Below are 23626 nucleotides of genomic sequence, written 5' to 3' on the forward strand. Positions count from 1 at the left end.
CGATGGATTTACAGGTCGTACCTACACTGGATACGTTACGTCAATGGCTTGATGATGCCGGAATTACGTTCTTCGAATGTGATTCCTGCCAGGCGCTGCATCTGCCTCATATGCAGAATTTCGACGGCATTTTCGATGCCAAAATCGATCTGATTAACGACGTGATCCTTTTCTCCGCGCTGGCCGAAGTGAAGCCCTCCGCGCTGCTGGCGCTGGCTTCCGACCTGTCGGCAATCAATGCCAGTTCTTTGACGGTGAAGGCATTTCTCGACATACAGGATGATAATCTGCCAAAACTGGTCGTTTGCCAGTCTTTATTCTCCGGGGCAGGGCTGTCGTTCAAGCAGTTCGCCTGGTTTATGCGCTTGAGCGAAGAGCAAATTTCCATGGTTATGATGGAAGCCAATGCACACCATCTGCTGTATAGCGCGGAAGATGATGCAGAGAATAATGATGCATCTCCCAATTTTCTTCACTAAGCCTGTCTGACTTTTGCGCAGTCGCTGCCATAGCGGCTGCAGAAGGCCATTTTTTCTGCTGCTTTTAACCTTTCTTTAAAGAATATTTCACCTCCCTGAAGGCCGTTTCGGCTTATCACGTAGACTTAACCTGCATAAAAAATTGATAAAAGGCGTTTTTTCGTCTGGGCTATAGCCGGGGACACGGGCTACAGTTATTCTTGCGATGCTTAAAAAAGCGAGCGGAAGCTGCCGGGTAAAGAGGTTTCTTTTTATTTTGAGCAGAGCGACAAACTATGCATGATTTTTGCATATATCCTGATTGCACAGTTTTAGTTCGTTTGTTAACGAGCTTTCAGAAGGAATAACACTATGATCGCCTTGAATAAAAAATGGTTATCGGGTCTGGTTGCGGGTGCTCTGATGGCCGTCTCTGCCGGCACGCTCGCTGCGGAACAAAAAACGCTGCACGTTTATAACTGGTCTGACTATATTGCGCCGGACACGGTGGCAAATTTTGAAAAAGAGACCGGCATTAAAGTCGTCTACGACGTGTTCGATTCCAACGAAGTGCTGGAAGGAAAGCTGATGGCGGGCAGCACCGGGTTCGACCTCGTGGTGCCTTCCGCAAGCTTCCTGGAGCGCCAGCTGACGGCAGGCGTCTTCCAGCCGCTGGATAAGAGCAAATTACCGAACTGGAAAAATCTCGATCCGGAAGTGCTGAAGCTGGTGGCTAAGCACGACCCGGACAACAAATACGCGATGCCTTACCTGTGGGCGACCACCGGTATCGGCTACAACGTGGATAAAGTCAAAGCCGCGCTGGGCCCGGACGTGAAGCTGGACAGCTGGGACGTGGTGCTGAAGCCGGAAAACCTCGAGAAGCTGAAAAGCTGCGGCGTCTCCTTCCTCGATGCGCCGGAAGAGATTTTCGCGACCGTGCTGAACTACCTGGGCAAAGATCCGAACAGCAATAAGGCCGATGATTACACCGGCCCGGCGACCGATCTGCTGCTGAAGCTGCGTCCAAACATTCGTTACTTCCACTCGTCCCAGTACATTAACGACCTGGCGAACGGCGACATCTGCGTCGCGATCGGCTGGGCAGGGGACGTATGGCAGGCGGCAAACCGCGCGAAAGAGGCGAAAAACGGCGTGAACGTCTCCTACTTCATTCCGAAAGAGGGGGCGCTGGCCTTCTTCGACGTCTTCGCGATGCCGGCTGACGCCAAAAACAAAGACGAGGCGTATCAGTTCCTCAACTACCTGATGCGTCCTGAGGTTATCGCCCACATCAGCGACCACGTTTACTATGCGAACGGTAACAAGGCCTCCGTGCCGCTGGTGAGCGAAGAAATCCGTAATAACCCGGCTATCTATCCGCCAGCGGATGTGTTCGCCAAGCTCTTCACCCTGAAAGTTCAGGATCCAAAAATTGACCGCGTGCGTACCCGCGCGTGGACCAAGGTGAAAAGCGGTAAATAACGGCGTTTGGTATTGCTGCCCGGTGGCGCTATCGCTTACCGGGCCTCTACAACCCGTAGGCCGGGCAAGCGATAGCGCCGCCCGGCGATGCGCACCCTGACGGTGCGTTTGCACCAGTTTTGATCTCTACCGGAGAACACCCCGTGAATGACGCGATCCCCCGCCCGCAGGCGAAAGTCCGTAAAGCGCTGACCCCGCTGCTTGAAATTCGTAACCTCACCAAATCTTTCGATGGCCAGCATGCCGTGGACGACGTCAGCCTGACGATCTATAAAGGCGAAATTTTTGCCCTTCTGGGGGCCTCTGGCTGTGGTAAATCGACCCTGCTGCGTATGCTGGCCGGTTTTGAACAGCCCACCGCCGGGCAGATCGTGCTCGACGGCGTGGATCTCTCCAGCGTGCCGCCGTATCAGCGCCCGATCAACATGATGTTCCAGTCCTACGCGCTGTTTCCGCACATGACGGTGGAGCAGAACATCGCCTTTGGCCTGAAGCAGGACAAGCTGCCGAAGGCTGAAATTACCGCGCGCGTGGCCGAGATGCTGAGCCTGGTGCACATGCAGGAGTTCGCGAAGCGTAAGCCGCACCAGCTCTCCGGCGGCCAGCGCCAGCGCGTGGCCCTGGCCCGCAGCCTGGCAAAACGCCCGAAACTGCTGCTGCTTGATGAGCCGATGGGCGCGCTGGATAAAAAGCTGCGCGACCGTATGCAGCTCGAAGTGGTCGATATCCTCGAGCGCGTGGGCGTGACCTGCGTGATGGTCACCCACGACCAGGAAGAGGCCATGACCATGGCCGGACGTATCGCCATCATGAACCGCGGGAAGTTCGTGCAGATTGGCGAGCCGGAAGAGATTTATGAGCATCCGACCACCCGCTACAGCGCGGAGTTCATCGGCTCGGTTAACGTCTTCGAGGGGCTGCTGAAAGATCGTCAGGAAGACGGTCTGGTCATCGAATCGCCGGGGCTGCAGCATCCGCTTAAGGTCGATCCGGATAACTCCGTGGTGGATAACGTGCCGGTTTACGTCGCGCTGCGTCCGGAGAAGATCATGCTCTGTGAGGATCCGCCTGCTGATGGCTATAACTTTGCCGTGGGCGAAGTGGTGCACATTGCCTATCTGGGCGATCTCTCCATCTATCACGTGCGCCTGAAAAGCGGGCAGATGCTCAGCGCGCAGTTACAGAACGAACATCGCTACCGCAAGGGGCAGCCGACCTGGGGCGACGAAGTGCGCCTGTGTTGGGATGCAGACAGTTGCGTTGTGCTGACGGTATAAGGAGCGGCCAATGAGTACACTTGAACCTCCAGCCCGCGTCGAAAAGCCGGGCGGCTTTGCCCACTGGCTGACGCGCATGCAGATGAAGCACGGCCGCAAGCTGGTGATCGCCATGCCGTACGTGTGGCTGATCCTGCTGTTCCTGCTGCCGTTCCTGATCGTTTTCAAGATAAGCCTGGCGGAAATGGCGCGGGCGATCCCGCCTTACACCAACCTGCTGGACTGGGCCGACGGGCAGCTGACGCTGACCTTAAACCTGGGTAACTTCCTGCAGCTCACCGACGATCCGCTCTATTTCGAAGCCTATCTGCAATCGCTGCAGGTGGCGGCGATCTCAACGCTCTGCTGTCTGGTGATGGGCTATCCGCTGGCGTGGGCGGTGGCGCACAGCAAGCCGTCGACGCGAAACATCCTGCTGCTGCTGGTGATCCTGCCGTCGTGGACCTCGTTCCTGATCCGCGTTTACGCGTGGATGGGCATCCTGAAAAACAACGGCGTGCTGAACAATTTTCTGATGTGGTTAGGCGTTATCGATCAGCCGCTGACGATCCTGCACACCAACCTCGCGGTCTATATTGGCATTGTGTACGCCTATCTGCCGTTTATGGTGCTGCCGATCTACACGGCGCTGACGCGTATTGATTACTCGCTGGTGGAAGCGTCGCTCGATCTCGGCGCCCGTCCGTTAAAAACCTTCTTCAGCGTCATTGTCCCGCTGACCAAAGGCGGCATTATCGCCGGGTCGATGCTGGTCTTTATCCCGGCGGTGGGGGAGTTTGTGATCCCGGAACTGCTCGGCGGGCCAGACAGCATCATGATTGGCCGCGTGCTGTGGCAGGAGTTCTTCAATAACCGCGACTGGCCGGTGGCGTCGGCGGTGGCGATTGTCATGCTGCTGCTGCTGATCGTGCCGATCATGTGGTTCCACAAGCATCAGCAAAAACAGATGGGAGATCGCGGATGAACAACTTACCGGTAGTGCGCTCCCCGTGGCGAATTGCGATCCTGGTCATCGGCTTTACCTTCCTGTATGCGCCGATGCTGATGCTGGTGATCTACTCGTTTAACAGCTCTAAGCTGGTGACGGTCTGGGCAGGCTGGTCGACGCGCTGGTACAGCGAGCTGTTCCACGATGATGCGATGATGAGCGCGGTGGGGCTGAGCCTGACCATTGCGGCGCTGGCGGCGACCATGGCGTCCGTGCTGGGCACGATCGCCGCGCTGGTGATGGTGCGCTTCGGACGTTTTCGCGGTTCGAACGGCTTCGCCTTTATGATCACCGCCCCGCTGGTTATGCCGGACGTGATCACCGGTCTCGCGCTGCTGCTGCTGTTCGTGGCCCTGGCGCACGCCATCGGCTGGCCGGCGGATCGCGGGATGCTCACCATCTGGCTGGCGCACGTCACCTTCTGTACCGCCTATGTCGCGGTGGTGATCGCCTCGCGCCTGCGCGAGCTGGATCGCTCCATTGAAGAGGCGGCGATGGATCTCGGCGCGACGCCGCTGAAGGTCTTTTTCATCATCACGCTGCCGATGATTATGCCGGCGGTGATCTCTGGCTGGCTGCTGGCGTTTACCCTGTCGCTCGACGATCTGGTGATCGCCAGCTTTGTTTCCGGCCCGGGGGCGACGACGCTGCCGATGCTGGTCTTCTCCAGCGTGCGCATGGGGGTCAACCCGGAGATCAACGCCCTGGCCTCTATCATCCTCGGCGTGGTCGGAATTGTCGGATTTATCGCCTGGTATTTGATGGCGCGCGCGGAAAAACAGCGCGTGCGCGATATCCAGCGTGCAAGACGCGGCTGAAGGATTTAAAATTTCCAGTGATGTGCCGCGCATGACGCGGCACTGTTTTTCAGGGAAGTAAAACATTGGGATTATTAAAAAAATCACGTATTACGCACGCGCGTCCTAACGTACCTGCACTGGTTCAGGTGGCGGCGCTCGCCATTATTATGATCCGCTGCCTGGACGTGCTGATGATTCTGAATACCCTGGGCGTGCGCGGCATCGGTGAATTCATTCACCGCAGCGTGCAGACGTGGAATCTGACGCTGGTCTTTTTGAGCAGCCTGGTGCTGGTGTTTATCGAGATTTACTGCGCGTTTTCGCTGGTCAAAGGGCGCAACTGGGCGCGCTGGATCTATCTGCTGACGCAGATTACCGCGGCGAGCTATCTGTGGGCCGCCTCGCTGGGCTACGGCTACCCGGAGCTGTTCAGCATTGCCGGTGAATCCAAACGTGAGATCCTGCGCGCGCTGTTTATGCAAAAGCTGCCGGATATGCTGGTGCTCTGTCTCCTCTTCGTTCCGGCCTCCAGTCGGCGGTTCTTCCGCCTGCAATAATGTGTATAATCGCAGCCCTCGTGATTCTTAAGGTTTTGATATGCAGTGCGCACTCTATGACGCCGGACGCTGCCGCTCCTGTCAGTGGTTAGAACAGCCGGTCTCTCAACAACTCACCGCCAAAATGGCCGACCTGCAACAGCTGCTGGCAGCACACGCGGTGGGCGAGTGGTGCGCACCCGTCAGCGGCCCGGAACACGGTTTTCGCAACAAAGCCAAAATGGTGGTCAGCGGCAGCGTAGAAAAACTGCTGCTGGGAATGCTGCACCGCGACGGCACGCCGGAAGACTTAACCGACTGCCCGCTGTATCCCGACTCCTTTGCACCGGTCTTTGCCGCGCTTAAGCCGTTTATTGCCCGGGCGGGGTTAACGCCCTATAACGTGGCCCGCAAGCGCGGCGAGCTGAAATACCTTCTGCTGACCGAAAGCCAGATCGACGGCGGCATGATGCTGCGCTTCGTGCTGCGCTCTGAAACTAAGCTTGAGCAGCTGCGCGCGGCCCTGCCGTGGCTGCAGGCGCAGCTTCCGCAGCTGAAGGTCATTACGGCGAACATTCAGCCGGTGCATATGGCGATCATGGAAGGGGAGAAAGAGATTTTCTTCACCGACCAGCACGCGCTGGCGGAGCGCTTCAACGGCGTGCCGCTGTGGATCCGCCCGCAAAGCTTCTTCCAGACCAACCCGACCGTGGCAAGCAGCCTGTACGCCACCGCCCGCGACTGGGTGCGTGCGTTGAACGTTCACCATATGTGGGATCTGTTCTGCGGCGTGGGCGGGTTTGGCCTGCACTGCGCCACGCCGGAGATGCAGCTCACCGGGATTGAGATCTCTGCCGAAGCGATTGCCTGCGCGAAGCAGTCTGCCTCTGAGCTGGGGTTAACGAATCTGCGCTTCCAGGCGCTCGACTCCACGCAGTTCGCCACCGGCCAGGGCAACGTGCCGGAACTGGTGCTGGTTAACCCGCCGCGCCGCGGCATCGGGAATGCGCTGTGCGACTACCTGAGCCAGATGGCGCCGGAATACATCATCTATTCCAGCTGCAACGCGCAGACCATGGCGAAAGACATCGCTCAACTGCCGGGCTATCGCGTTGAACGCGTTCAGCTTTTCGATATGTTCCCGCACACCGCGCATTATGAAGTGTTGACGTTGTTAACCCGTAGGCCGGGCAAGGCGTAGCCGCCACCCGGCATGACCCCCGCACAATGTTCAACAAAATGTGAACTCTTCATCCCGGCGAAATCAGGTAAGCTTACGTCATAAGACATGAATATAGGCTTACCCATGAAGCAGATCCTGCTGGTAGAAGACGACCACGATATCGCGGCGCTTCTGCGACTCAATTTAGAAGACGAAGGCTACGCCATCACCCACGAGCCCGACGGGGGCAACGCCTTACAGCGTCTTGAAGCCCAGACGTGGGATGCGGTGATCCTCGACCTGATGCTGCCCAACGTTGACGGTCTGGAGATTTGCCGCCGCATCCGTCAGATGACGCGCTACCTGCCGGTGATCATCATCAGCGCCCGCAGCAGCGAAACCGACCGCATTACCGGGCTGGAAACCGGCGCCGATGACTATCTGGCAAAACCGTTCTCCGTGCAGGAGCTGATTGCGCGGATCAAAGCGCTGTTTCGTCGCCAGCAGGCGATGGGGCAGGCGCAAACCGACGGACACATTCAGGCGCACGGGCTGACCATCGATCCGCTGGCGCGCAGCGTGCTGCTTCACGGCCAGGTGGTGGATCTCACCCCGCGCGAGTTCGAGCTGCTCTACTTCTTTGCCCGTCATCCCGGCGAGGTGTTCTCCCGTCTGGCGCTGCTGGAGCAGGTCTGGGGCTACCAGCACGAAGGCTACGAGCATACCGTCAACACCCATATCAACCGCCTGCGCATCAAGATAGAGAAGGACGCCGCCGAGCCGGAGATCATTCGCACCGTCTGGGGCAAGGGCTACAAATTTGCGGAGCCGCAGCATGATGCGTCGCTTTAGCCTGAGCCAGCGCCTGACGCTGCTCTTCATCCTGCTGATGATGCTCTGCGCCGCCGTCGCCTGCGCGGTACAGCTCTACAGCAGCATGCAGTACGGTAATGCGATGGTGCAGCGGTTATCGGGCGGGCTGGCGCAGCAGATCGTTCAGCGCGAACCGATTCTGGACGCGCAGGGCAGGGTCGACCGCAGCGCGCTGAAACCGCTGTTTGGCCGGCTGATGACCTTTAATCCGAGCGTTGAGCTCTACGTTGTCTCCCCGGACGGCGATATTCTCGCCGACGCTGCCCCGCCGGGCCATATTCAGCGGCAAAAAATCGACCTGGCGCCAGTGCAGAGCTTCCTGAGCGGCACCGCCATGCCGGTACTGGGCGACGATCCGCGCAGTCAAAATCAAAAAGTCTTTAGCGCCACGCCGCTGCGGCAGGACGGCGAGCTAAAAGGCTATCTGTACATTATTTTGCAGGGCGAGGAGTCAAACGCCCTGGCGGAAATGGCCTGGCACAAGGCGCTGTGGAGTACCGTCCTGTGGTCGCTGCTGTGGGTCGCGCTGTTTGGGCTGCTGGCAGGGCTGCTGGTCTGGTACTGGGTCACGCGCCCGGTCAAACAGCTGACGGTGGAGGTCGCCGGGCTGGAGCAGGACAGCATAAGCGCCATCAGGCTGCTGGCGGCACAGACGCCGGACGCGGCGGCAAAAGATGAAGTGGCGATCCTGCGCAACAGCTTTATCGAGCTGGCGCGCAAAATCACCCAACAGTGGGATCGGCTGGCCGACAGCGATCGTCAGCGTCGTGAGTTTATCGCCAATATTTCGCACGATCTCCGCACGCCGCTCACCTCGCTGCTGGGCTATCTCGAAACCCTGTCGCTCAAATCCGCCACCCTGACGCCGCAGGAGCATCAGCAGTATCTCGCCACCGCGCTGCGTCAGGGGCAAAAAGTCCGGCATCTTTCGCAGCAGCTTTTTGAGCTGGCGCGCCTTGAACACGGCGGTATCAAACCCCAGCGCGAGCGGTTCGCAATGGCGGAGCTGATTTCCGACGTGGCGCAGAAGTTTGAGCTCACGGCCCGCACGCGAGAGGTCAATCTGCATATTGACGTGCCGGGGCCGCTGCCGATGGTAAACGCCGATGTATCGATGATTGAACGCGTGGTGACCAACCTGCTGGATAACGCGATGCGCCATACGCCTGGCGGCGGAGAAATTCGCCTGGCGGTGTGGCAGGAAAATGAACAGCTGCAGGTCGAAGTGTCCGACAGCGGAACGGGCGTGGATGCCTCGCTGCGCGACGATCTGTTCCAGCGGCCGTCGGCGCTCAACACCCAGGCGTCGAGAGAGAATCGCGGCGGGTTAGGGCTGCTGATTGTGAAACGGATGCTGGAGCTGCACGGTGGCGGGATCAGGCTGATGGAGTCGGCGAGCGGGGCGCGGTTCAGGTTCTTTGTGCCGTTGTGAGAGAGTGCCGGGTGGCGGCTTCGCCTTACCCGGCCTACAGACTACCCCCCCCGTAGGCCGGGCCACCCGGCAAAAAAATCTTACTGCGGGAACCACTGCTCGCTGATTTTCTGGTACGTACCGTCCGCTTTAATCGCCTTAAGCGCGCCGTTCAGTTTTTCCAGCAGGGCTTTGTTATCCGGACGTACCGCGATGCCGAGGCCCGTGCCGAAGTACTGCGGGTCGGTCACTTTTTCCGTTGCGGTGCCCAGCTGCGGGTTGGTTTTCAGCCATTCGTTCACCACGGCGGTATCGCCGAAGACGCCATCAATACGGCCATTTTTCAGGTCGATAATCGCGTTCTGGTAGCTGTCATAGGCCACGGTTTTCACTTCCGGATGTTTGTCCTGCAGGTACTTCTGATGGGTGGTGCCGTTTTCCATCCCGATGCGTTTGCCTTTCAGCTGATCGAAAGAGGTATAAGCGCCTTTCTTCGCAATCACCACCGCCGAGTTGGCGTAGTACGGGTCGGTGAACGCGACCTGCTTGCTGCGCTCAGGCGTGATGTCCATCCCGGAGATCACCGCGTCGTATTTTTTGAACTTCAGCGACGGGATCAGGCTGTCAAAAGCATGGTTAGTAAAGGTGCAGTCGGCCTGCATCTGTTTGCACAGCGCTTTCGCCAGATCGATATCAAAACCGACGATCTGGTTGCTGGCATCCAGCGACTCAAACGGCGGATAGGTGGCGGACACGCCGAAATTGATTTTATCCGCAGCGGATGCGCCAGCGGCGAAGGTGGCAAGTAATGCGGCCAGAACTAACTTTTTCATTGTAATGCTCCCGTCTGTCTTATTGATGCGCCGTGTCTGCGGCCTGGATGTACAATGCCAGTTAATGAATTTATATGCAATAAAAATGATTAAGTATTATGCTAATCACAAAAAAAAGCGGATAACCCATCAGGTTACCCGCTCCATGAATACCGTTTTATGCACTTGCGCGGTTAATTCCTGCGCTCAAACGCCAGCGCTTTACGCTCAATAAGGCGCATCATCAGCGTCAGCAGACCGTTCACCACCAGATAGACCACGCCCGCCGCGCCGAACACCATCACGTCATAGGTGCGCCCGTACAGCAGCTGTCCGTGTCCCATCACCTCCATCAGGGTGATGGTATAGGCCAGAGAGGTACTCTTGAACACCAGCACCACTTCGTTGGAGTAGGAGGAGAGCGCGCGCTTAAAGGCGTACGGCAGCAGGATCGCCAGCGTGTCCTTCTTGCTCATGCCCAGCGCCCCGCAGGACTGCCACTGGCCTTCCGGAATGGCGCGGATCGCACCAAAGAACAGCTGGGTGGTATAGGCCGCGCTGTTCAGCGAAAGGGCAATCAGGGCACACAGCCATGGCTCAGAGAGCAGATGCCAGATAACCGGATATTCCTGCAGCGACGGGAACTGGCCCGGGCCGTAGTAAATCAGGAAGATCTGCACCAGCAGCGGCGTACCGGTAAACAGGGTGATGTACCCGCGCACAATCCACACCAGCACCGGCGTTTTCAGCGTCAGGATGATGGTGAAGATGAGCGCCAGGATCAGCGCCACGATAATGGACGCCATGGTCAGCGTCAGGCTGGTGTGCAGCCCTTTCATCAACTCGGGAAAGTATTCAAGCATCAGCCTGGTCTCCGTTCAAAGCGCGTCGCTCGCAGGTCAATACGCTTGAGGATGTACTGACTGAGCAACGTGATCACCAGGTAGATTGCCGCCGCCACAATGTACCAGGTAAACGGCTCCTGGGTACGGGTGGCGATGCTTTTGGTTTGCAGCATCAAATCGTTAACGCTGATCAGGCTCACCAGCGCGGTATCTTTCAGCAGCACCAGCCACTGGTTGCCGAGGCCCGGCAGGGCATGACGCCACATCTGCGGCATCACCAGACGGAAGAAGATGGCGGATTTCGACAACCCTAACGCCTGACCCGACTCCCACTGTCCCTGCGGCACGGCCTTCAGCGCACCGCGCAGGGTTTGCGACGCGTACGCGGAGTAGAGCAGGGAGAGCGCAATGACGCCGCACAGGAACGGGCTGACGTCGAAGTTGTCGATCTGCATCTGCACCGGGATCTGCGCAAAGCCGAGATTAATCGTGAAGCCGTCCGAGAGCGTGAGCAGCAGCTGCGAGGAACCGAAATAGATGAACAGGACCACCAGAATTTCCGGTAGCCCACGCAGCACGGTGACCAGCGCGGAGCCTGTCCAGGCGACGGGGAACCATTTCGCGGATTCCCACACCGCAAAGAACATCGCCAGCACCAGGCCGATAATCAGTGCGCAAACGGCAAGGCCGACGGTCATCCCGGCGGCGCTTGCTAAAGGAAAAATTTCATTCATCAGGAATTACTTCTGGAACCATTTTTTATAGATGGTTTCGTAGGTGCCGTCTTTCTTCACTTTTTCCAGCGCAGCGTTGAATTTCTGCTGCAGCTCAGTGTTGCCCTGACGAACGGCAATCCCCAGACCGGTACCGAAGTAATCCTTATCGGTCACTTTGTCGCCCACTGGCGCCAGTTTATCGTTGGCTTTCAGCCACTCGGTCACGACAGCGGTATCGCCAAATACGCCGTCGATACGGCCATTCTGCAGATCCAGCTTCGCGTTCTGGTAGCTGTCATATGGCACGGTGGTGATTTCCGGATGCTTATCCATGATGAATTTCTGGTGCGTGGTACCGTTCTGCACGCCCACTTTTTTGCCTTTCAGCTGATCGACAGAGGTGAATTTGCCTTTCTGACCAATGAACAGGGCAGAGTTATCGTAGTAAGGGGTGGTGAACAGCACCTGCTTTTCACGCTCCGGGGTGATGTCCATACCGGCCATTACGGCGTCGATACGGCGGAACTTCAGGCTTGGGATCAGGCTGTCGAACGCCTGGTTGCTGAAGGTGCAGGTCGCATCGATCTCTTTACACAGGGCGTTAGCCAGGTCCACGTCGAAGCCAACAATTTTGTTGTTCGCATCGATGGATTCAAACGGAGGGTAAGAGGCTTCCGTGGCGAAACGAATGGTCTGAGCTGCGGTAGCGGAAAGGGTAACGCCAGCAAGCAGCACGGCAAGTAATACTTTTTTCATTATATTTCCCCTGACACAATCAATGAGATAAATAGTTTTTGAAGGCATCGGTTTGCGGGTTAGCGAAGCAGCTCGCATCACCTTGCTCAACGATATACCCGTTTTCCATGTACACCACACGGCTGGCGGTTTTACGCGCCACTTCCACTTCGTGGGTAACGATAACCTGCGTAATGTTGGTTTCCGCCAGCTCGCGAATAATGCTGACGATCTGGGCGGTGATTTCCGGGTCCAGCGCGGCGGTGGGTTCATCAAACAGCAGTACCGCAGGTTCCATCATCAGCGCACGGGCAATGGCCACGCGCTGCTGCTGACCACCGGACAGGTGCAGCGGGTAGCGGTCGCTGTAGGGCTTGAGGCGCAGACGCTCCAGCAGCTTTTCGGCACGCGCGATGGCCTGATCTTTGCTTAACCCCAGCACGCGGCACGGGGCTTCAATCAGGTTTTGCAGCACCGTCAGGTGTGGCCAGAGATTGTATTGCTGGAAGACCATGCCGACGTTTTGACGCAGCTCGCGAATCGCTTTATCAGACGGCGTCTTTGCGAAATCAAAATGGTTACCGGCAATTGCCAGCGTACCTGAACGAGGCATTTCAAGCAGATTAAGGACGCGCAGAAGGGAACTTTTGCCTGCACCGCTTGGGCCAAGCAAAACCAGCGTTTCGCCTTCCGGGCAGTTCAGCGTGATGTCAAACAGCGCCTGGTGTGCGCCGTAGAAGCAGTTAATGCCGTTTAGTTTAATACTCATCGGGGCAGTCTTTACTCATCCAGGCAATCTATAGCAATTGAGGCCGCAGATAGTACCGTTGACAGAATAGTTATGCAATATTTCTGCGTTAAAAGTTAAATATAACCCGTATTTTCTCTTAAACATAGCACAAAATAGCGAAGGGCAAAGGCGGCGAGTATAAATGTCGGCATTCCGCGAGAAATGCCGGACATTTTACGGGGGTAACATTTTTATCACTGATGAATCAGCGGTTCTCAATCGACTGGCGCAGCGTGCCGGCCGGGGCATGCACGCTGCCGCCCACGTAGCGTACGTCGTCCACCGCCCAGCACTGGCCTTCACGGATCATCAGCACTTCGTCCTGCCAGGTTTGGCTGCCCTGCGTTAGCTTCACGCGCAGCGGAATATTACGGGCATCCGTGTTCGGAATGGTGGACGCGCTGGCCACTTCTGCGCTGTCCGGCAGCGTGGTGCGGCTGGAGAACGGGTCGGATTTCAGCAGCGCGTTGTGCTGCGGATCGCGGGTGGCATCGTTAAGCAGTTTTGCCAGACCATCGCTCAGATACGGGCGCAGGCCGGTGAGGTCGTTGCTGCGGTGCTGAATGCGGTAATCATAGAACTGTTGCGCCACGGTGTCCGGGCCGCCCTCAATGCAGGGGCCGCTGCGGGTACCGATATCCTTAAAGGCTGGCGTGACCGTGGTGGTACAGGCGCTGAGCACCAGCGCGCAGGGCACGAAAAGTGTTAAAGCTGAATAGCGCATGTTGATTTCCTTATTTATTAACTATCCTTTCAATCATAGCGTAACGAACCGATAATGCTGTGCCTAAGGCATTGAACGCTAAAGAAGGAGAGAAACCATGCAGTTTTCAACAACGCCAACCCTGGAAGGACAGACAATAACCGAGTACTGCGGCGTGGTCACCGGCGAAGCGATTCTCGGCGCCAATATCTTCCGTGACTTTTTTGCCGGTATCCGCGATATCGTGGGTGGCCGCTCTGGCGCATACGAAAAAGAGCTGCGCAAAGCACGCGAAATCGCCTTTAAAGAGCTCGGCGAGCAGGCGGAAGCCCTCGGCGCGGATGCGGTCGTGGGAATCGATATTGACTACGAAACGGTCGGGAAAGACGGCAGCATGCTGATGGTGAGCGTAAGCGGTACGGCGGTGAAAACCCTGCGATGAGGCGTGCGTTTGCCACGCTCCTGCTGGCGCTGCTGCTGGCAGGATGCGTTACGGAAAAGGGGATTATCGATAAAGGTGCCTACGAGCTGGATACGCGTCATCAGGCGCAGGCGGCTTACCCGCGCATCAAGGTGCTGGTGATCCACTACACCGCGGATGATTTTGACAGCTCGCTGGCCACGCTGACGGATAAAAACGTTAGCTCTCACTATTTGATCCCCGCCAGCCCCCCGGCGCCGGACGGCAAGCCGCGCATCTGGCAGCTGGTTCCCGAGAGCGAGCTGGCCTGGCATGCGGGCATTAGCTTCTGGCGCGGCACCAACCGGATTAATGATACGTCCGTGGGGATTGAGCTCGAGAACCGCGGCTGGCAAACGCGTGACGGCGTGAAAACCTTTACCCCGTTTGCGCCTGCGCAGATTGCAGCGCTGATCCCGCTTGCCAGGGACATTATTGCCCGCTATGACATTCAGCCGCAGAACGTGGTTGCCCATGCCGACATAGCCCCGCAGCGTAAAGACGATCCCGGCCCGCTGTTTCCGTGGCAGCAGCTGGCGCAGCAGGGGATAGGTGCCTGGCCCGATCCCGCGCGCGTGGCGTTCTATCTTAACGGGCGGCCGCGCTATCAGGAGGTCGAGCGCGGTGCGCTGCTTGATGTGCTGAAACGCTATGGCTACGAGGTGCCGGACAACGCCACAGAACAGCAGCAGAAGAGGGTGATCAGCGCGTTTCAGATGCACTTCCGCCCCGCGCTGTGGAACGGCGTGGCTGACGTAGAAACCCTGGCCATCGCCGAGGCGCTTTTAGAGAAGTACGGGCAAGGGTAGTCCTCAGGGCTGCCCCTGACCAGGCCGTATTACCTTAGTTTTCTTGAGATTAATCTTAAGTACATTCTCAATTCATTTTTAGTTAATTGACTTAAAAGTACCCTCATTTAAGATAGACGTATAGCTTGCTAAGTATTTATAAAAAATAACACCTGCATAGTGATTTTTATTATCACTTCTCCTTGAAGTTTTTTATCAGGATTATACGAATAGTTTCGGTGGTTCCACCGTGGCCATTTTTTATCTAAAATTTACATCTTAATTCGGGTATAACAATGTTAAGCATTTACGGCAGAAAATTACGTCCTCATCATGAAATAGAAAAAATCATTTCCGCAACGGAAGGATTTGAAGAAAAATCGTTAAAGAAATGGCAAAAAATTTCCACCGTCGATAATGAATTTATTCATATTATCGTCAGCGGTGAAGTGGAATTCCGCCGCGAATCCGACGAGCTCTGCTTGTTCACCCTGCAGGGGCAGTGCATTTTTGGACTCTCTTCCATTTTCTATCATTCGTCCCATATGTATGGCCTGGTCCGCTCGAATACCGTGGTGCGCTCGATTCCGAAAAGCGTTTTCTCTCAACTGATGACCGAGAAAGGCTTGTGGCCTGAACTCACCAAGGTGCTGGCCTGGTATATCTGTCTCCTGAGCAAGCGCGATGACGTGCTGGTTGCCCGCAGCGCCTATTCTGTCGTGCGCGAGTTTTTGCTGGAAATTAATGAACTGATTGTACATCATCAACGCGATATTAATGTTTATGATTATATTCAGGAATACACCAGCCTGGCACGCAGTACGATTATAAAAATCCTCTCCGATCTGAAAAAAGGTCAATACATTGTGGTGGAAAAGGGTCGACTCCTTAATATCACCAACCTGCCTGAAAAATATTAACTATTCCAGCCGGTCTCCCTTTTTACTTAATGGAGACCGGGAACTTTCTTTATGTAATGTGCCCGCCTGAGTATTATCCTGCGTTTCGTCAACCGGCGGTGCGGGTATTTTCCCTTGCGAATAATCCTGCTCTTGTTCTTTTAACGCCCGCTTAAACAGTTCGGTTAATGATGCGTCGTCACCCTCCGTGCGGGGGGAGACGGCATCGTCGTGCGCTTCCGTTCCGGGGAGGGTATCCCGCGAGGTATCGTGCGGCACCGTGCCGTCAGGCATCTGCTGCCAGTCGGCGTCGTCGCTGTTAATCGGCAGATCCTGCATGGCAGGGACGTCGGCCTGCACCGGGACGGGTTTCGGGTGCGGATGCGGGAACGGCTTGCTCACGTACACGTAGTGCATATCGGAAAGCTGCGTCTCGGGCTTCGCCACGTTCACTTTTTTTACCGGCTCCGGCGCAGGGTGGCGCAGTTGCCAGTATACGTGGGCGTACAGCCCCGCCATCAGCATGACGCAGAGGCTTACTATTCCTAAAAAGGCGTTAGAAGCGATTTTTCTCAGGCGGGGAATGCGGTACGAAAACCAGACCGCCTCCCCGGAAACGTAGCTGCGCTGAGCCGCAAGACAGATGGTAGACATTAGGAATGCTTCTCCTGCGTTTTCGCGTCCGGTGCGGCATGGGGGGTCTGAAGCAGCACGCTCGGCGTGGTGTTAGTGTCGCGCATCAACTGCATCAGCGTCTCTTCACCCGGGATACCGTCGACGCGCAGATGCATTTTTTGCTGGAACTCGCGGGTACGTTTCATCATCTCCGTCGTCCAGGTTTGAGCGTGGGTTTCCGGCTCGGCAAGGGCCTGGCTCAGCTGCTGATCCAGCCACCCCATGTCCTTCGCATCGCTGGCGGCGCTGATGGCGTCTTTGCCTTCCGGCGTCAGGCGGTGGAGCTGGGTATAATTGCCGGTGGCATGCTGGTTAAACCAGTGACGGCTTACCTGCCAGGTGCGGTTATTCATCAGCAGGTCGAGTGAGTTATCCCCGACGCGGGCGACCACGGCATAGTTAAGGTGGTTGCCGGTTTTCAGTTCACTCACCCATGGATACCCTTCCTGTGCCAGCGCGTCCGGTGAGGCATTTCCCTGCTTACACATCAGGTTCACCTTCGCGGCGTTCTGGCACAGGGCATCGTCCGCCGAGGCGTCATACCCCCACATCAGATAGAGCTGATGCATCGCATCCGGCTGATTAACCACCTCGTTGTCGATAGCCGGCACCACCGGCGCCTGCTCGATGGGCGTCTGCTGTTTCCAGCTTGCGGGCACCGGCAGTTGAATCGGAAGTCTTGCTCCGATCGAGGAGGTCAAATACCAGCCGCAGGCAGCGAACAGCACGGAGGTGAACAGCCCCACGGTAGCCAGGCGCATACCGTGTTTTTTCGCAGGCAGGATCTCACCGGCCGCCAGGCGCAGATGACGCGGGCTAACCTGTTCTGCACGTTCGGTCCAGGCGGCGAGCATCGACAGGTGCGCCAGCTCGTTCAGCTTGCTGATATTCCCTTTGGTCAGCGCATGCATTTTACGCACGCGCGCCGGGGTCAACGGCGAGTGCTCACACCCGTGCGCTTCACACTGCGCCTGAACGTAGCTGAGAAACTCCCGGCAGGTAAGGGGTCGCAGGGTGTGGCAGGTATGCGCATATTCACGCAGTTCAGACTGCTGCATCAGAACGGCTTCCCGATCCGCTGTACCCATCAGTACGACGGACAGACGAAACTCCAGCTCCTGCGCGCGCGTCAGCAGCAGAGCCAGCACCTCCCGACAGGTCTCTTTCATGGCATCGGTATGGCTAATCACCAGCACTTTCGTCCTGCTTTTCCCCCCCTGCCACTGGTGCAGGATGGCATCCACCGCCTGAAGCCGGTTTTTGCTCTCTTTCGTTCCCGGGTTGAGTTTATACAGCAGGCTACTGGCACTCAGTTTTGGAAACGCGTTGATGGCAATAACGTCAGGGGTTGCGGATTTCAGGGCGTCGCTGAACTGGCCCAGCAGCGGGGCATCGTCTGCAAAGAGCCCAATAATCCCCGCCTGTTGGGTTTTCTCTTTCAGCAGGTTGAAAATATCCTGGTGATACGGCACGAAGAAATCGCCCGAGGCGCGGGTAATTTTTCGAAAAGGCGGGTGATTAAATTTAAAATGACTCTGATACATAACGACTTACCGTCTCTGGGCATGAATAGCAATGGTCCAGAAAAGTACGGCAAGGGTGCGTCATGGTCAATTTACGGGCAGGGTAAAAATAACCTGTCGGCTTCCTCTAACACTGGTTTTTTTGACGGTCAATCTTTTTCTTTATCAAAGTTAACGGCGAAGCAGGTGGTCGATTGTCAGGCCGCTAATTACTATTTATGTCACATATTGGCGCAGCATGACGCTGCTTATTTCCGCTTTGCTAAAGGCCAGATGAATAATGAGGCTCTCACTTTTTTCACGGTGGATAACGCCCTGTATTATGTTTGTATTGCTGATTTTTTGCGGTCAGCAAGGCTACGTCATTTTTAAAGATTATAAAAAAGTGACGAATAAACTCGCGAACGCAGCGGCGAAACCGCAAAAAAACGTCAGGAAGAAAAGACATTTTCACTTTTCACCGCCGCCGTGCGTCAGGACAACCTGCCAGCGGCCGGAAAAGCCCCGCTCGCTGCCGAAATTGAGGGGATCGTCCGCAGCGACGATGCCTGGTTGTCCTTCGCCGTGATCAAAACGCCGGGTGGTCAAAAGAGCTATCGCGAAGGCGAAGCGCTGACCGGTTTTAACGATGCCTTTATTCAGGAAATAAACAAAGACAATGTGGTGGTTAATTACGAAGGTGCTACGCAGGTACTGGCGTTAAATAAACCTGACTATTTTAAGGGCGGCGTTGACAGCGGCCCGGTAACCCAATCGACGAAAGATGCTGGTGCTGAAAGCGTGCATCTGGATGATTATCTGGTGTTAAAGCCACTTATCGAAAAGGGCCAACTGGAAGGCTACAACATTAATCCAAGGAATGCCTCTGACTTCTACAGCCATGCCGGTCTGGAAAAAGGTGATGTGGCGGTAAAAGTCAATTCTGTCGATATGACCGATGCAAAAAAGGCAAAAGATATTATTGCCAACTGGTCGAAAATGAAAGAAGCGGAGGTCGTCGTCAGACGTCACGCTCACCTTGAAAATATTCGGGTCAATGTTCTAAACAATTAACAAGTGTACAGACATGAAGAAATTTCCTTGGGCGTGCGTGGCGCTGACCGCATTGTCGTTATATTCCAGTTCGCTGCTCGCAGCTAACTTTAGCGCCAGCTTTAAAAACACCGATATCCGCGAATTTATTGATACGGTAGGCCGCAATCTGAACAAAACCATTCTGGTCGACCCGTCCGTTCAGGGCACGGTGTCGGTCAGAACCTATAACGTGTTGACGGAAGACGAATATTACCAGTTTTTCCTGAGCGTGCTGGACCTGTACGGCCTGTCGGTGATCCCGATGGATAACGGCATGGTCAAAGTGGTGCGCTCAAGCATTGCCCGCACCGCCGGTGCGCCGCTGGCCGACGGTAAAAATCCGGGCAAAGGCGACGAGATCATCACCCGCGTCGTGCGCATGGAAAACGTGCCTGTTCGCGAGCTGGCGCCGCTGCTGCGTCAGCTCAACGATGCCACCGGCATCGGTAACGTGGTCCACTTTGAGCCGTCCAACGTCCTGCTGCTAACCGGTAAAGCTTCGGTGGTGAACCGCCTGGTGGATCTGGTCCAGCGCGTGGACAAAGACGGTATTCAGCGTCGTGAAATCGTGCCGCTGCGCTTTGCGTCCGCCAAAGAGCTCTCGGAGATGTTGAATAACCTCAACAACGAAGAGCAGAAAGGGCAGAACGCGCCGCAGCTGGCGACCAAAGTGGTGGCCGATGACGAAACCAACAGCCTGGTGATCAGCGGTTCGGAAGATGCGCGCGCGCGGACCCGCTCCCTGATCCATCAGCTGGATCGCGAGCAGAACAACGAGGGGAATACCCGCGTCTTCTATCTCAAGTATGCCAGCGCCACCAAGGTGGTGCCGGTACTCACCGGCATCGGCGAGCAGCTGAAGGACAAGGCCGGCGCGCCGAAGTCGAAAACCGCGCCAGCGTCCAGCGATCTGAACATTACCGCCGACGAAGCAACCAACTCGCTGGTGATTACCGCCCAGCCTAACGTGATGAACTCCCTTGAGAAGGTGATCGACAAGCTGGACATCCGTCGTCCGCAGGTGCTGGTGGAAGCCATCATCGCGGAAGTGCAGGACGGGAACGGCCTGGATCTCGGCGTGCAGTGGACCAGCAAGCACGGCGGCGTGCAGTTCGGCTCCACCGGCCTGCCAATCAGCCAGATTAAAAATGGCACCATGAAAGGGGCAAGCTTCACTGGCCTGGCGACCGGCTTCTTTAACGGTGATTTTGGTGCGCTGGTGACTGCGCTTTCCACCGACGGCAAAAATGACATCCTCTCCACGCCAAGCGTGGTCACGCTGGATAACAAAGAAGCGTCGTTCAACGTGGGCCAGGATGTGCCGGTACTTTCCGGTTCGCAAACCACCAGCGGCGATAACGTCTTTAACTCCGTTGAGCGTAAGACGGTCGGTACCAAGCTGAAAATTGTGCCGCAGATTAACGATGGCGACATGATCCATCTGAAGATTGAGCAGGAAGTCTCCAGCGTCGACAACAGCGCGACGGAAGACTCCAGCCTCGGCCCGACCTTCAATACGCGCACGATCAATAACGAAGTGATGGTCCACAGTGGCCAGACGGTGGTGCTTGGTGGTCTGATGGAAAATGTGACCAAACAGTCCGTGTCCAAAGTGCCGCTGCTCGGCGATATCCCGCTGGTCGGTCAGCTGTTCCGCTACACCTCCCAGGATACCTCCAAGCGCAACCTGATGGTGTTCATTCATACCACCGTTCTGCGTGACGACGACAACTACAGCGCGGCCTCGAAAGAGAAATATGACCAGATCCGGGTGCGCCAGATGCAGCGCGTGGAAGAGAAAAAGCTCGGTATTGTTGAGCCGAGCGACAATGCCGTCCTGCCCGCGTTTCCTTCAGCAAGCCCTCACGCCGCACCGGTGAAAACCCGCGCGACACGCAATCCGTTTAAAGAGTAAGGCGGAGGGGCAACGTGGACGAACTGAGTAAAACACTGTGTAGCAGCAGCTATGCAAAAGATAACGGCGTTCTGCTTTACAACAATGACGTCTATATCCGTGAGGACACCCCGGCGTTAGCACTGCTGGAAGTGCGCCGGGTGTTGGGCCGCGCGTTCGTCCCGGTTACTGTGACGCCGGAAGCGTTTGACGAGATGCTGGCCAAAATCTGGCAGCAGAGCAGCGGCGTTTCACAGCAGCTGGTGGACGACATGGATGCGGATATCGACCTGATGGCGTTAACCGAGGAGATCCCGGATAACGAAGATCTGCTTGATAACGACGAAAACTCGCCGGTGATCCGCCTGATCAACGCCATTCTCGGCGAGGCGGTTAAGGACGGCGCGTCGGATATCCATATCGAAACCTTCGAGCGCACGCTGAGCATTCGCTTCCGCGTTGACGGCGTGCTGCGCCCGGTGCTGCAACCGGCGCGTAAGCTCGCCCCGCTGCTGGTGTCGCGTATCAAGGTGATGTCGAAACTCGACATTGCCGAAAAACGTCTGCCGCAGGATGGCCGTATCTCACTGCGCATTGGCCGCAAGGCGATCGACGTGCGCGTCTCGACCATTCCGTCCCAGTACGGCGAGCGCGTGGTCATGCGCCTGCTCGATAAAAGCAATCTCAAGCCCGACATCAACAAGCTGGGCCTGATCGATGAAGAGCTGGAGAAGTTAAAAGGGCTGATAGAGCGCCCGCACGGCATTATCCTGGTCACCGGGCCGACAGGCTCCGGTAAAAGTACCACCCTGTACGCCATTCTTTCGGCGCTGAACGGCCACGAACGCAACATCCTGACCGTGGAAGACCCGATCGAATATGAGCTGGAAGGGGTGGGGCAGACGCAGGTTAACCCGCGCGTGGACATGACCTTTGCCCGCGGGCTGCGCGCTATTCTGCGTCAGGACCCGGACGTGGTGATGATCGGGGAAATTCGTGACGGTGAAACCGCGCAAATTGCGGTGCAGGCGTCGCTCACCGGTCACCTGGTCATGTCTACGCTGCACACCAACAGCGCCGCCGGGGCGATTACGCGTCTGCGGGACATGGGGCTGGAGTCCTTTTTAATCGGTTCATCGTTGCTCGGTGTCATTGCCCAGCGTCTGGTGCGTCGGCTGTGTACGCACTGCCGGACCACCAGTCCGCTGGATGCCAATGAAAAAGCGCTGTTCAGCTTTATGGACGCGCCGCCAAAAGCCATTTACCGCGCGGTGGGCTGTGAACACTGCCGCCAGAGCGGCTATCAGGGCCGTGCCGGTATTCACGAGTTCCTGGTGGTGGACAGCGCCATGCGCCGCGCCATTCATGAAGATAAAGACGAAATGTCCATTGAAACGCAGCTCTTTAAGCAGGCTTACAGCCTGCGCGAAAACGGGCTGCTGAAGGTGATTAGCGGCGTCACCTCGCTGGAAGAGGTGATGCGTGTGACCGCCGAGCGCGGGGGGGATGCGTAATGGCCTTCTACGCCTGGACGGCGACGGATGTCGCAGGCAAAACCCAGCGCGGCACGCTGCAGGCCGAGGGGCAAAAGCAGGTTCGCCAGATGTTGCGAGAGCAAAAGCTGATGCCCGTCAGCATCAGCGAAACCCGTGAAGCGGCGTCTGCCGGAAAAGCAAAAACCGGAGCCAGGCTCTCCACGCCGGTGCTGTCGATGTTTACCCGTCAGCTCTCCACGCTGGTCAACGCCGCACTGCCGCTCGAGAGCGCGCTGAAAGCGATCTCGAAGCAAACGGAAGACAACAAGCTGGCGGCAATGGTGGTGGAGATCCGCGAGAAGGTGGTGGAAGGTCACACCCTTTTTGACGCATTCAGCCAGTTCCCGCGCACCTTCGACAAGCTCTACTGCACGCTGGTGATGGCCGGTGAAAAGACCGGCCACCTGGGCGACGTGCTGGAGAAGCTGGCGGAGTACAACGAGCAGCGCCAGAAGATGAAGAGCAAGCTAACGCAGGCGATGGTCTACCCGATTACCCTCACCGTGGTCGCCATCGCGGTCATCAGCATTCTGCTGGTGGCGGTGGTGCCGCAGGTGATCGAGCAGTTCACCCACATGAAGCAGCAGCTGCCGATCACCACCCGCACGCTGATTGCGGTGAGCGATTTCCTGCAGGCGTACGGGATCTACATCGTGGGGATCCTCGGCGGCGGATTTGTTGGCTTTAAGACCTGGCTCAGAAACGCCAAAAACCGTTTTCGCTGGCACAGCTGGCTGGTGAATGGCTCGCCGATTAAAAAGCTGGTGTGCGCGATCAACAGCGCCCGCTATATCCGCACGCTCAGCATCCTGCAGGCGAGCAGCGTGCCGCTGCTTGAAGGGATGTATATCGCGATGGACGGTATCGAAAACCTCTACGCCCGGCAGGTGCTGGAGCAGGCGGCGGATACCGTGCGTCAGGGGGCCTCGCTCTATGCCGCGCTGGAGCAGGCGAAATTATTCCCGCCCACCATGCTGTACATGATTGCCTCCGGCGAAGAGAGCGGCGAGTTAGGCAACTTAATGGACCGCGCGGCGGAAAACCAGGAGTCGGCGCTACAGCATCGTATTACGTTAACGCTCTCGGTATTTGAACCAGCGCTGGTGGTCTCCATGGCGACGATTGTTTTATTCATCGTGCTGTCAATATTACAGCCGCTTCTGCAACTTAATAATATGGTAGGTTAA

The 23626-nt window shown here is 56.8% G+C and carries 24 protein-coding genes and 1 pseudogene; 17 read left to right on the forward strand and 8 right to left on the reverse strand.

Features of this window, described 5'->3' with window-relative positions; all coding sequences use genetic code 11:
• The first annotated feature begins 2 nt into the window (after positions 1–2).
• From ACVCAM_RS00745 to ACVCAM_RS00785, 9 genes are all read left to right on the forward strand, one after another.
• The gene (locus ACVCAM_RS00745) at positions 3–479 is read left to right on the forward strand and encodes a YbjN domain-containing protein (RefSeq protein WP_003858385.1); all 477 of its coding nucleotides are present in this window, start codon (positions 3–5) and stop codon (positions 477–479) included.
• 351 nt (positions 480–830) lie between these two features.
• Complete coding sequence (potF, locus tag ACVCAM_RS00750; protein ID WP_008503444.1) at positions 831–1943, forward strand: spermidine/putrescine ABC transporter substrate-binding protein PotF; 1113 nt, start codon at positions 831–833, stop codon at positions 1941–1943.
• 143 nt (positions 1944–2086) lie between these two features.
• Entirely contained in the window at positions 2087–3220 is a 1134-nt protein-coding gene (gene potG, locus ACVCAM_RS00755; protein ID WP_021240929.1) for a putrescine ABC transporter ATP-binding subunit PotG, read from the forward strand.
• 10 nt (positions 3221–3230) lie between these two features.
• Positions 3231–4184 (forward strand): putrescine ABC transporter permease PotH, encoded by a 954-nt coding sequence (potH, locus tag ACVCAM_RS00760; protein WP_021240928.1) that lies wholly within the window; start codon positions 3231–3233, stop codon positions 4182–4184.
• Positions 4181–5026: a putrescine ABC transporter permease PotI gene (potI, locus tag ACVCAM_RS00765; protein WP_008503447.1), complete on the forward strand. Its 846-nt coding sequence runs from the start codon at positions 4181–4183 to the stop codon at positions 5024–5026. Before potH ends, potI begins: the two co-directional genes overlap by 4 nt.
• Positions 5027–5091: 65 nt before the next feature.
• Positions 5092–5565: a YbjO family protein gene (locus ACVCAM_RS00770; RefSeq protein WP_047073438.1), complete on the forward strand. Its 474-nt coding sequence runs from the start codon at positions 5092–5094 to the stop codon at positions 5563–5565.
• A gap of 40 nt (positions 5566–5605) precedes the next feature.
• On the forward strand, positions 5606–6745 hold the full coding sequence (gene rlmC / locus ACVCAM_RS00775; protein WP_407223199.1) for a 23S rRNA (uracil(747)-C(5))-methyltransferase RlmC: 1140 nt from the start codon (positions 5606–5608) through the stop codon (positions 6743–6745).
• Positions 6746–6850: 105 nt separating this feature from the next.
• Positions 6851–7558: a response regulator transcription factor gene (locus ACVCAM_RS00780; protein ID WP_025912904.1), complete on the forward strand. Its 708-nt coding sequence runs from the start codon at positions 6851–6853 to the stop codon at positions 7556–7558.
• Positions 7542–9011 (forward strand): sensor histidine kinase, encoded by a 1470-nt coding sequence (locus tag ACVCAM_RS00785; protein WP_045405969.1) that lies wholly within the window; start codon positions 7542–7544, stop codon positions 9009–9011. The genes ACVCAM_RS00780 and ACVCAM_RS00785 overlap by 17 nt, the downstream gene beginning before the upstream one ends.
• An 80-nt stretch (positions 9012–9091) precedes the next feature.
• On the opposite strand, the gene artJ is transcribed toward ACVCAM_RS00785, so the two are convergent.
• The 6 genes from artJ to ACVCAM_RS00815 form a co-directional block, all read right to left on the reverse strand.
• Entirely contained in the window at positions 9092–9823 is a 732-nt protein-coding gene (gene artJ, locus ACVCAM_RS00790) for an arginine ABC transporter substrate-binding protein ArtJ (protein ID WP_021240923.1), read from the reverse strand.
• A 173-nt stretch (positions 9824–9996) separates the two neighbouring features.
• The gene (gene artM / locus ACVCAM_RS00795) at positions 9997–10665 is read right to left on the reverse strand and encodes an arginine ABC transporter permease ArtM (protein WP_407223200.1); all 669 of its coding nucleotides are present in this window, start codon (positions 10663–10665) and stop codon (positions 9997–9999) included.
• Entirely contained in the window at positions 10665–11381 is a 717-nt protein-coding gene (gene artQ / locus ACVCAM_RS00800) for an arginine ABC transporter permease ArtQ (protein ID WP_008500033.1), read from the reverse strand. Before artQ ends, artM begins: the two co-directional genes overlap by 1 nt.
• Before the next feature lie 6 nt (positions 11382–11387).
• Positions 11388–12119 (reverse strand): arginine ABC transporter substrate-binding protein ArtI, encoded by a 732-nt coding sequence (gene artI, locus ACVCAM_RS00805; protein ID WP_008500032.1) that lies wholly within the window; start codon positions 12117–12119, stop codon positions 11388–11390.
• Positions 12120–12138: 19 nt separating this feature from the next.
• A complete protein-coding gene (gene artP, locus ACVCAM_RS00810) occupies positions 12139–12867 on the reverse strand; it encodes an arginine ABC transporter ATP-binding protein ArtP (protein ID WP_008500030.1) in 729 nt (242 codons plus the stop codon).
• Positions 12868–13093: 226 nt separating this feature from the next.
• Positions 13094–13612: a lipoprotein gene (locus ACVCAM_RS00815; RefSeq protein ID WP_023292915.1), complete on the reverse strand. Its 519-nt coding sequence runs from the start codon at positions 13610–13612 to the stop codon at positions 13094–13096.
• A gap of 97 nt (positions 13613–13709) precedes the next feature.
• On the opposite strand from ACVCAM_RS00815, the gene ACVCAM_RS00820 reads away from it, so the two are divergent.
• The 3 genes from ACVCAM_RS00820 (at position 13710) to ACVCAM_RS00830 (ending at position 15759) form a co-directional block, all read left to right on the forward strand.
• Positions 13710–14033, forward strand: coding sequence for a heavy metal-binding domain-containing protein (locus ACVCAM_RS00820; protein WP_008500028.1), 324 nt, complete (start codon positions 13710–13712; stop codon positions 14031–14033).
• Positions 14030–14860, forward strand: coding sequence for an N-acetylmuramoyl-L-alanine amidase (locus tag ACVCAM_RS00825; protein WP_025912908.1), 831 nt, complete (start codon positions 14030–14032; stop codon positions 14858–14860). Before ACVCAM_RS00820 ends, ACVCAM_RS00825 begins: the two co-directional genes overlap by 4 nt.
• Before the next feature lie 275 nt (positions 14861–15135).
• The gene (locus ACVCAM_RS00830) at positions 15136–15759 is read left to right on the forward strand and encodes a helix-turn-helix domain-containing protein (RefSeq protein ID WP_023292914.1); all 624 of its coding nucleotides are present in this window, start codon (positions 15136–15138) and stop codon (positions 15757–15759) included.
• Here the strand turns inward: ACVCAM_RS00830 and ACVCAM_RS00835 are convergent, their stop codons facing one another.
• On the reverse strand, positions 15760–16392 hold the full coding sequence (locus ACVCAM_RS00835) for a hypothetical protein (protein WP_177317256.1): 633 nt from the start codon (positions 16390–16392) through the stop codon (positions 15760–15762).
• Positions 16392–17957, reverse strand: coding sequence for a peptidoglycan-binding protein (locus tag ACVCAM_RS00840; protein WP_447093482.1), 1566 nt, complete (start codon positions 17955–17957; stop codon positions 16392–16394). Before ACVCAM_RS00840 ends, ACVCAM_RS00835 begins: the two co-directional genes overlap by 1 nt.
• Here ACVCAM_RS00840 and ACVCAM_RS00845 point away from each other — a divergent pair.
• From ACVCAM_RS00845 to gspF, 5 genes and pseudogenes are all read left to right on the forward strand, one after another.
• Positions 17943–18308: a hypothetical protein gene (locus ACVCAM_RS00845; protein ID WP_126287664.1), complete on the forward strand. Its 366-nt coding sequence runs from the start codon at positions 17943–17945 to the stop codon at positions 18306–18308. The two genes, ACVCAM_RS00840 and ACVCAM_RS00845, sit on opposite strands and share 15 nt — an antisense overlap.
• Positions 18259–18989: pseudogene (gene gspC / locus ACVCAM_RS00850) on the forward strand (type II secretion system protein GspC). The gene ACVCAM_RS00845 and the pseudogene gspC overlap by 50 nt, the downstream one beginning before the upstream one ends.
• Positions 18990–19002: 13 nt before the next feature.
• Complete coding sequence (gene gspD / locus ACVCAM_RS00855; protein WP_023343662.1) at positions 19003–20925, forward strand: type II secretion system secretin GspD; 1923 nt, start codon at positions 19003–19005, stop codon at positions 20923–20925.
• A 14-nt stretch (positions 20926–20939) separates the two neighbouring features.
• Positions 20940–22418 (forward strand): type II secretion system ATPase GspE, encoded by a 1479-nt coding sequence (gspE, locus tag ACVCAM_RS00860; RefSeq protein WP_008500020.1) that lies wholly within the window; start codon positions 20940–20942, stop codon positions 22416–22418.
• A complete protein-coding gene (gene gspF / locus ACVCAM_RS00865; RefSeq protein WP_022647588.1) occupies positions 22418–23626 on the forward strand; it encodes a type II secretion system inner membrane protein GspF in 1209 nt (402 codons plus the stop codon). The genes gspE and gspF overlap by 1 nt, the downstream gene beginning before the upstream one ends.

The sequence above is a fragment of the Enterobacter sp. CFEC122 genome, assembly GCF_052983755.1.

Excerpts from the sequence above, each read along its gene's own strand:
- ACVCAM_RS00780 (WP_025912904.1), top strand. The coding sequence starts at position 6,851 with ATGAAGCAGATCCTGCTGGTAGAAGACGACCACGATATCGCGGCGCTT.
- ACVCAM_RS00830 (WP_023292914.1), top strand. The coding sequence starts at position 15,136 with ATGTTAAGCATTTACGGCAGAAAATTACGTCCTCATCATGAAATAGAA.
- artQ (WP_008500033.1), bottom strand. The coding sequence starts at position 11,381 with ATGAATGAAATTTTTCCTTTAGCAAGCGCCGCCGGGATGACCGTCGGC.
- ACVCAM_RS00825 (WP_025912908.1), top strand. The coding sequence starts at position 14,030 with ATGAGGCGTGCGTTTGCCACGCTCCTGCTGGCGCTGCTGCTGGCAGGA.
- artP (WP_008500030.1), bottom strand. The coding sequence starts at position 12,867 with ATGAGTATTAAACTAAACGGCATTAACTGCTTCTACGGCGCACACCAG.
- artJ (WP_021240923.1), bottom strand. The coding sequence starts at position 9,823 with ATGAAAAAGTTAGTTCTGGCCGCATTACTTGCCACCTTCGCCGCTGGC.
- potF (WP_008503444.1), top strand. The coding sequence starts at position 831 with ATGATCGCCTTGAATAAAAAATGGTTATCGGGTCTGGTTGCGGGTGCT.
- ACVCAM_RS00840 (WP_447093482.1), bottom strand. The coding sequence starts at position 17,957 with ATGTATCAGAGTCATTTTAAATTTAATCACCCGCCTTTTCGAAAAATT.
- gspD (WP_023343662.1), top strand. The coding sequence starts at position 19,003 with ATGAAGAAATTTCCTTGGGCGTGCGTGGCGCTGACCGCATTGTCGTTA.
- gspF (WP_022647588.1), top strand. The coding sequence starts at position 22,418 with ATGGCCTTCTACGCCTGGACGGCGACGGATGTCGCAGGCAAAACCCAG.
- ACVCAM_RS00745 (WP_003858385.1), top strand. The coding sequence starts at position 3 with ATGGATTTACAGGTCGTACCTACACTGGATACGTTACGTCAATGGCTT.
- ACVCAM_RS00785 (WP_045405969.1), top strand. The coding sequence starts at position 7,542 with ATGATGCGTCGCTTTAGCCTGAGCCAGCGCCTGACGCTGCTCTTCATC.
- rlmC (WP_407223199.1), top strand. The coding sequence starts at position 5,606 with ATGCAGTGCGCACTCTATGACGCCGGACGCTGCCGCTCCTGTCAGTGG.
- potI (WP_008503447.1), top strand. The coding sequence starts at position 4,181 with ATGAACAACTTACCGGTAGTGCGCTCCCCGTGGCGAATTGCGATCCTG.
- ACVCAM_RS00835 (WP_177317256.1), bottom strand. The coding sequence starts at position 16,392 with ATGTCTACCATCTGTCTTGCGGCTCAGCGCAGCTACGTTTCCGGGGAG.
- ACVCAM_RS00845 (WP_126287664.1), top strand. The coding sequence starts at position 17,943 with ATGACTCTGATACATAACGACTTACCGTCTCTGGGCATGAATAGCAAT.
- ACVCAM_RS00815 (WP_023292915.1), bottom strand. The coding sequence starts at position 13,612 with ATGCGCTATTCAGCTTTAACACTTTTCGTGCCCTGCGCGCTGGTGCTC.
- artM (WP_407223200.1), bottom strand. The coding sequence starts at position 10,665 with ATGCTTGAATACTTTCCCGAGTTGATGAAAGGGCTGCACACCAGCCTG.
- artI (WP_008500032.1), bottom strand. The coding sequence starts at position 12,119 with ATGAAAAAAGTATTACTTGCCGTGCTGCTTGCTGGCGTTACCCTTTCC.
- potH (WP_021240928.1), top strand. The coding sequence starts at position 3,231 with ATGAGTACACTTGAACCTCCAGCCCGCGTCGAAAAGCCGGGCGGCTTT.
- ACVCAM_RS00820 (WP_008500028.1), top strand. The coding sequence starts at position 13,710 with ATGCAGTTTTCAACAACGCCAACCCTGGAAGGACAGACAATAACCGAG.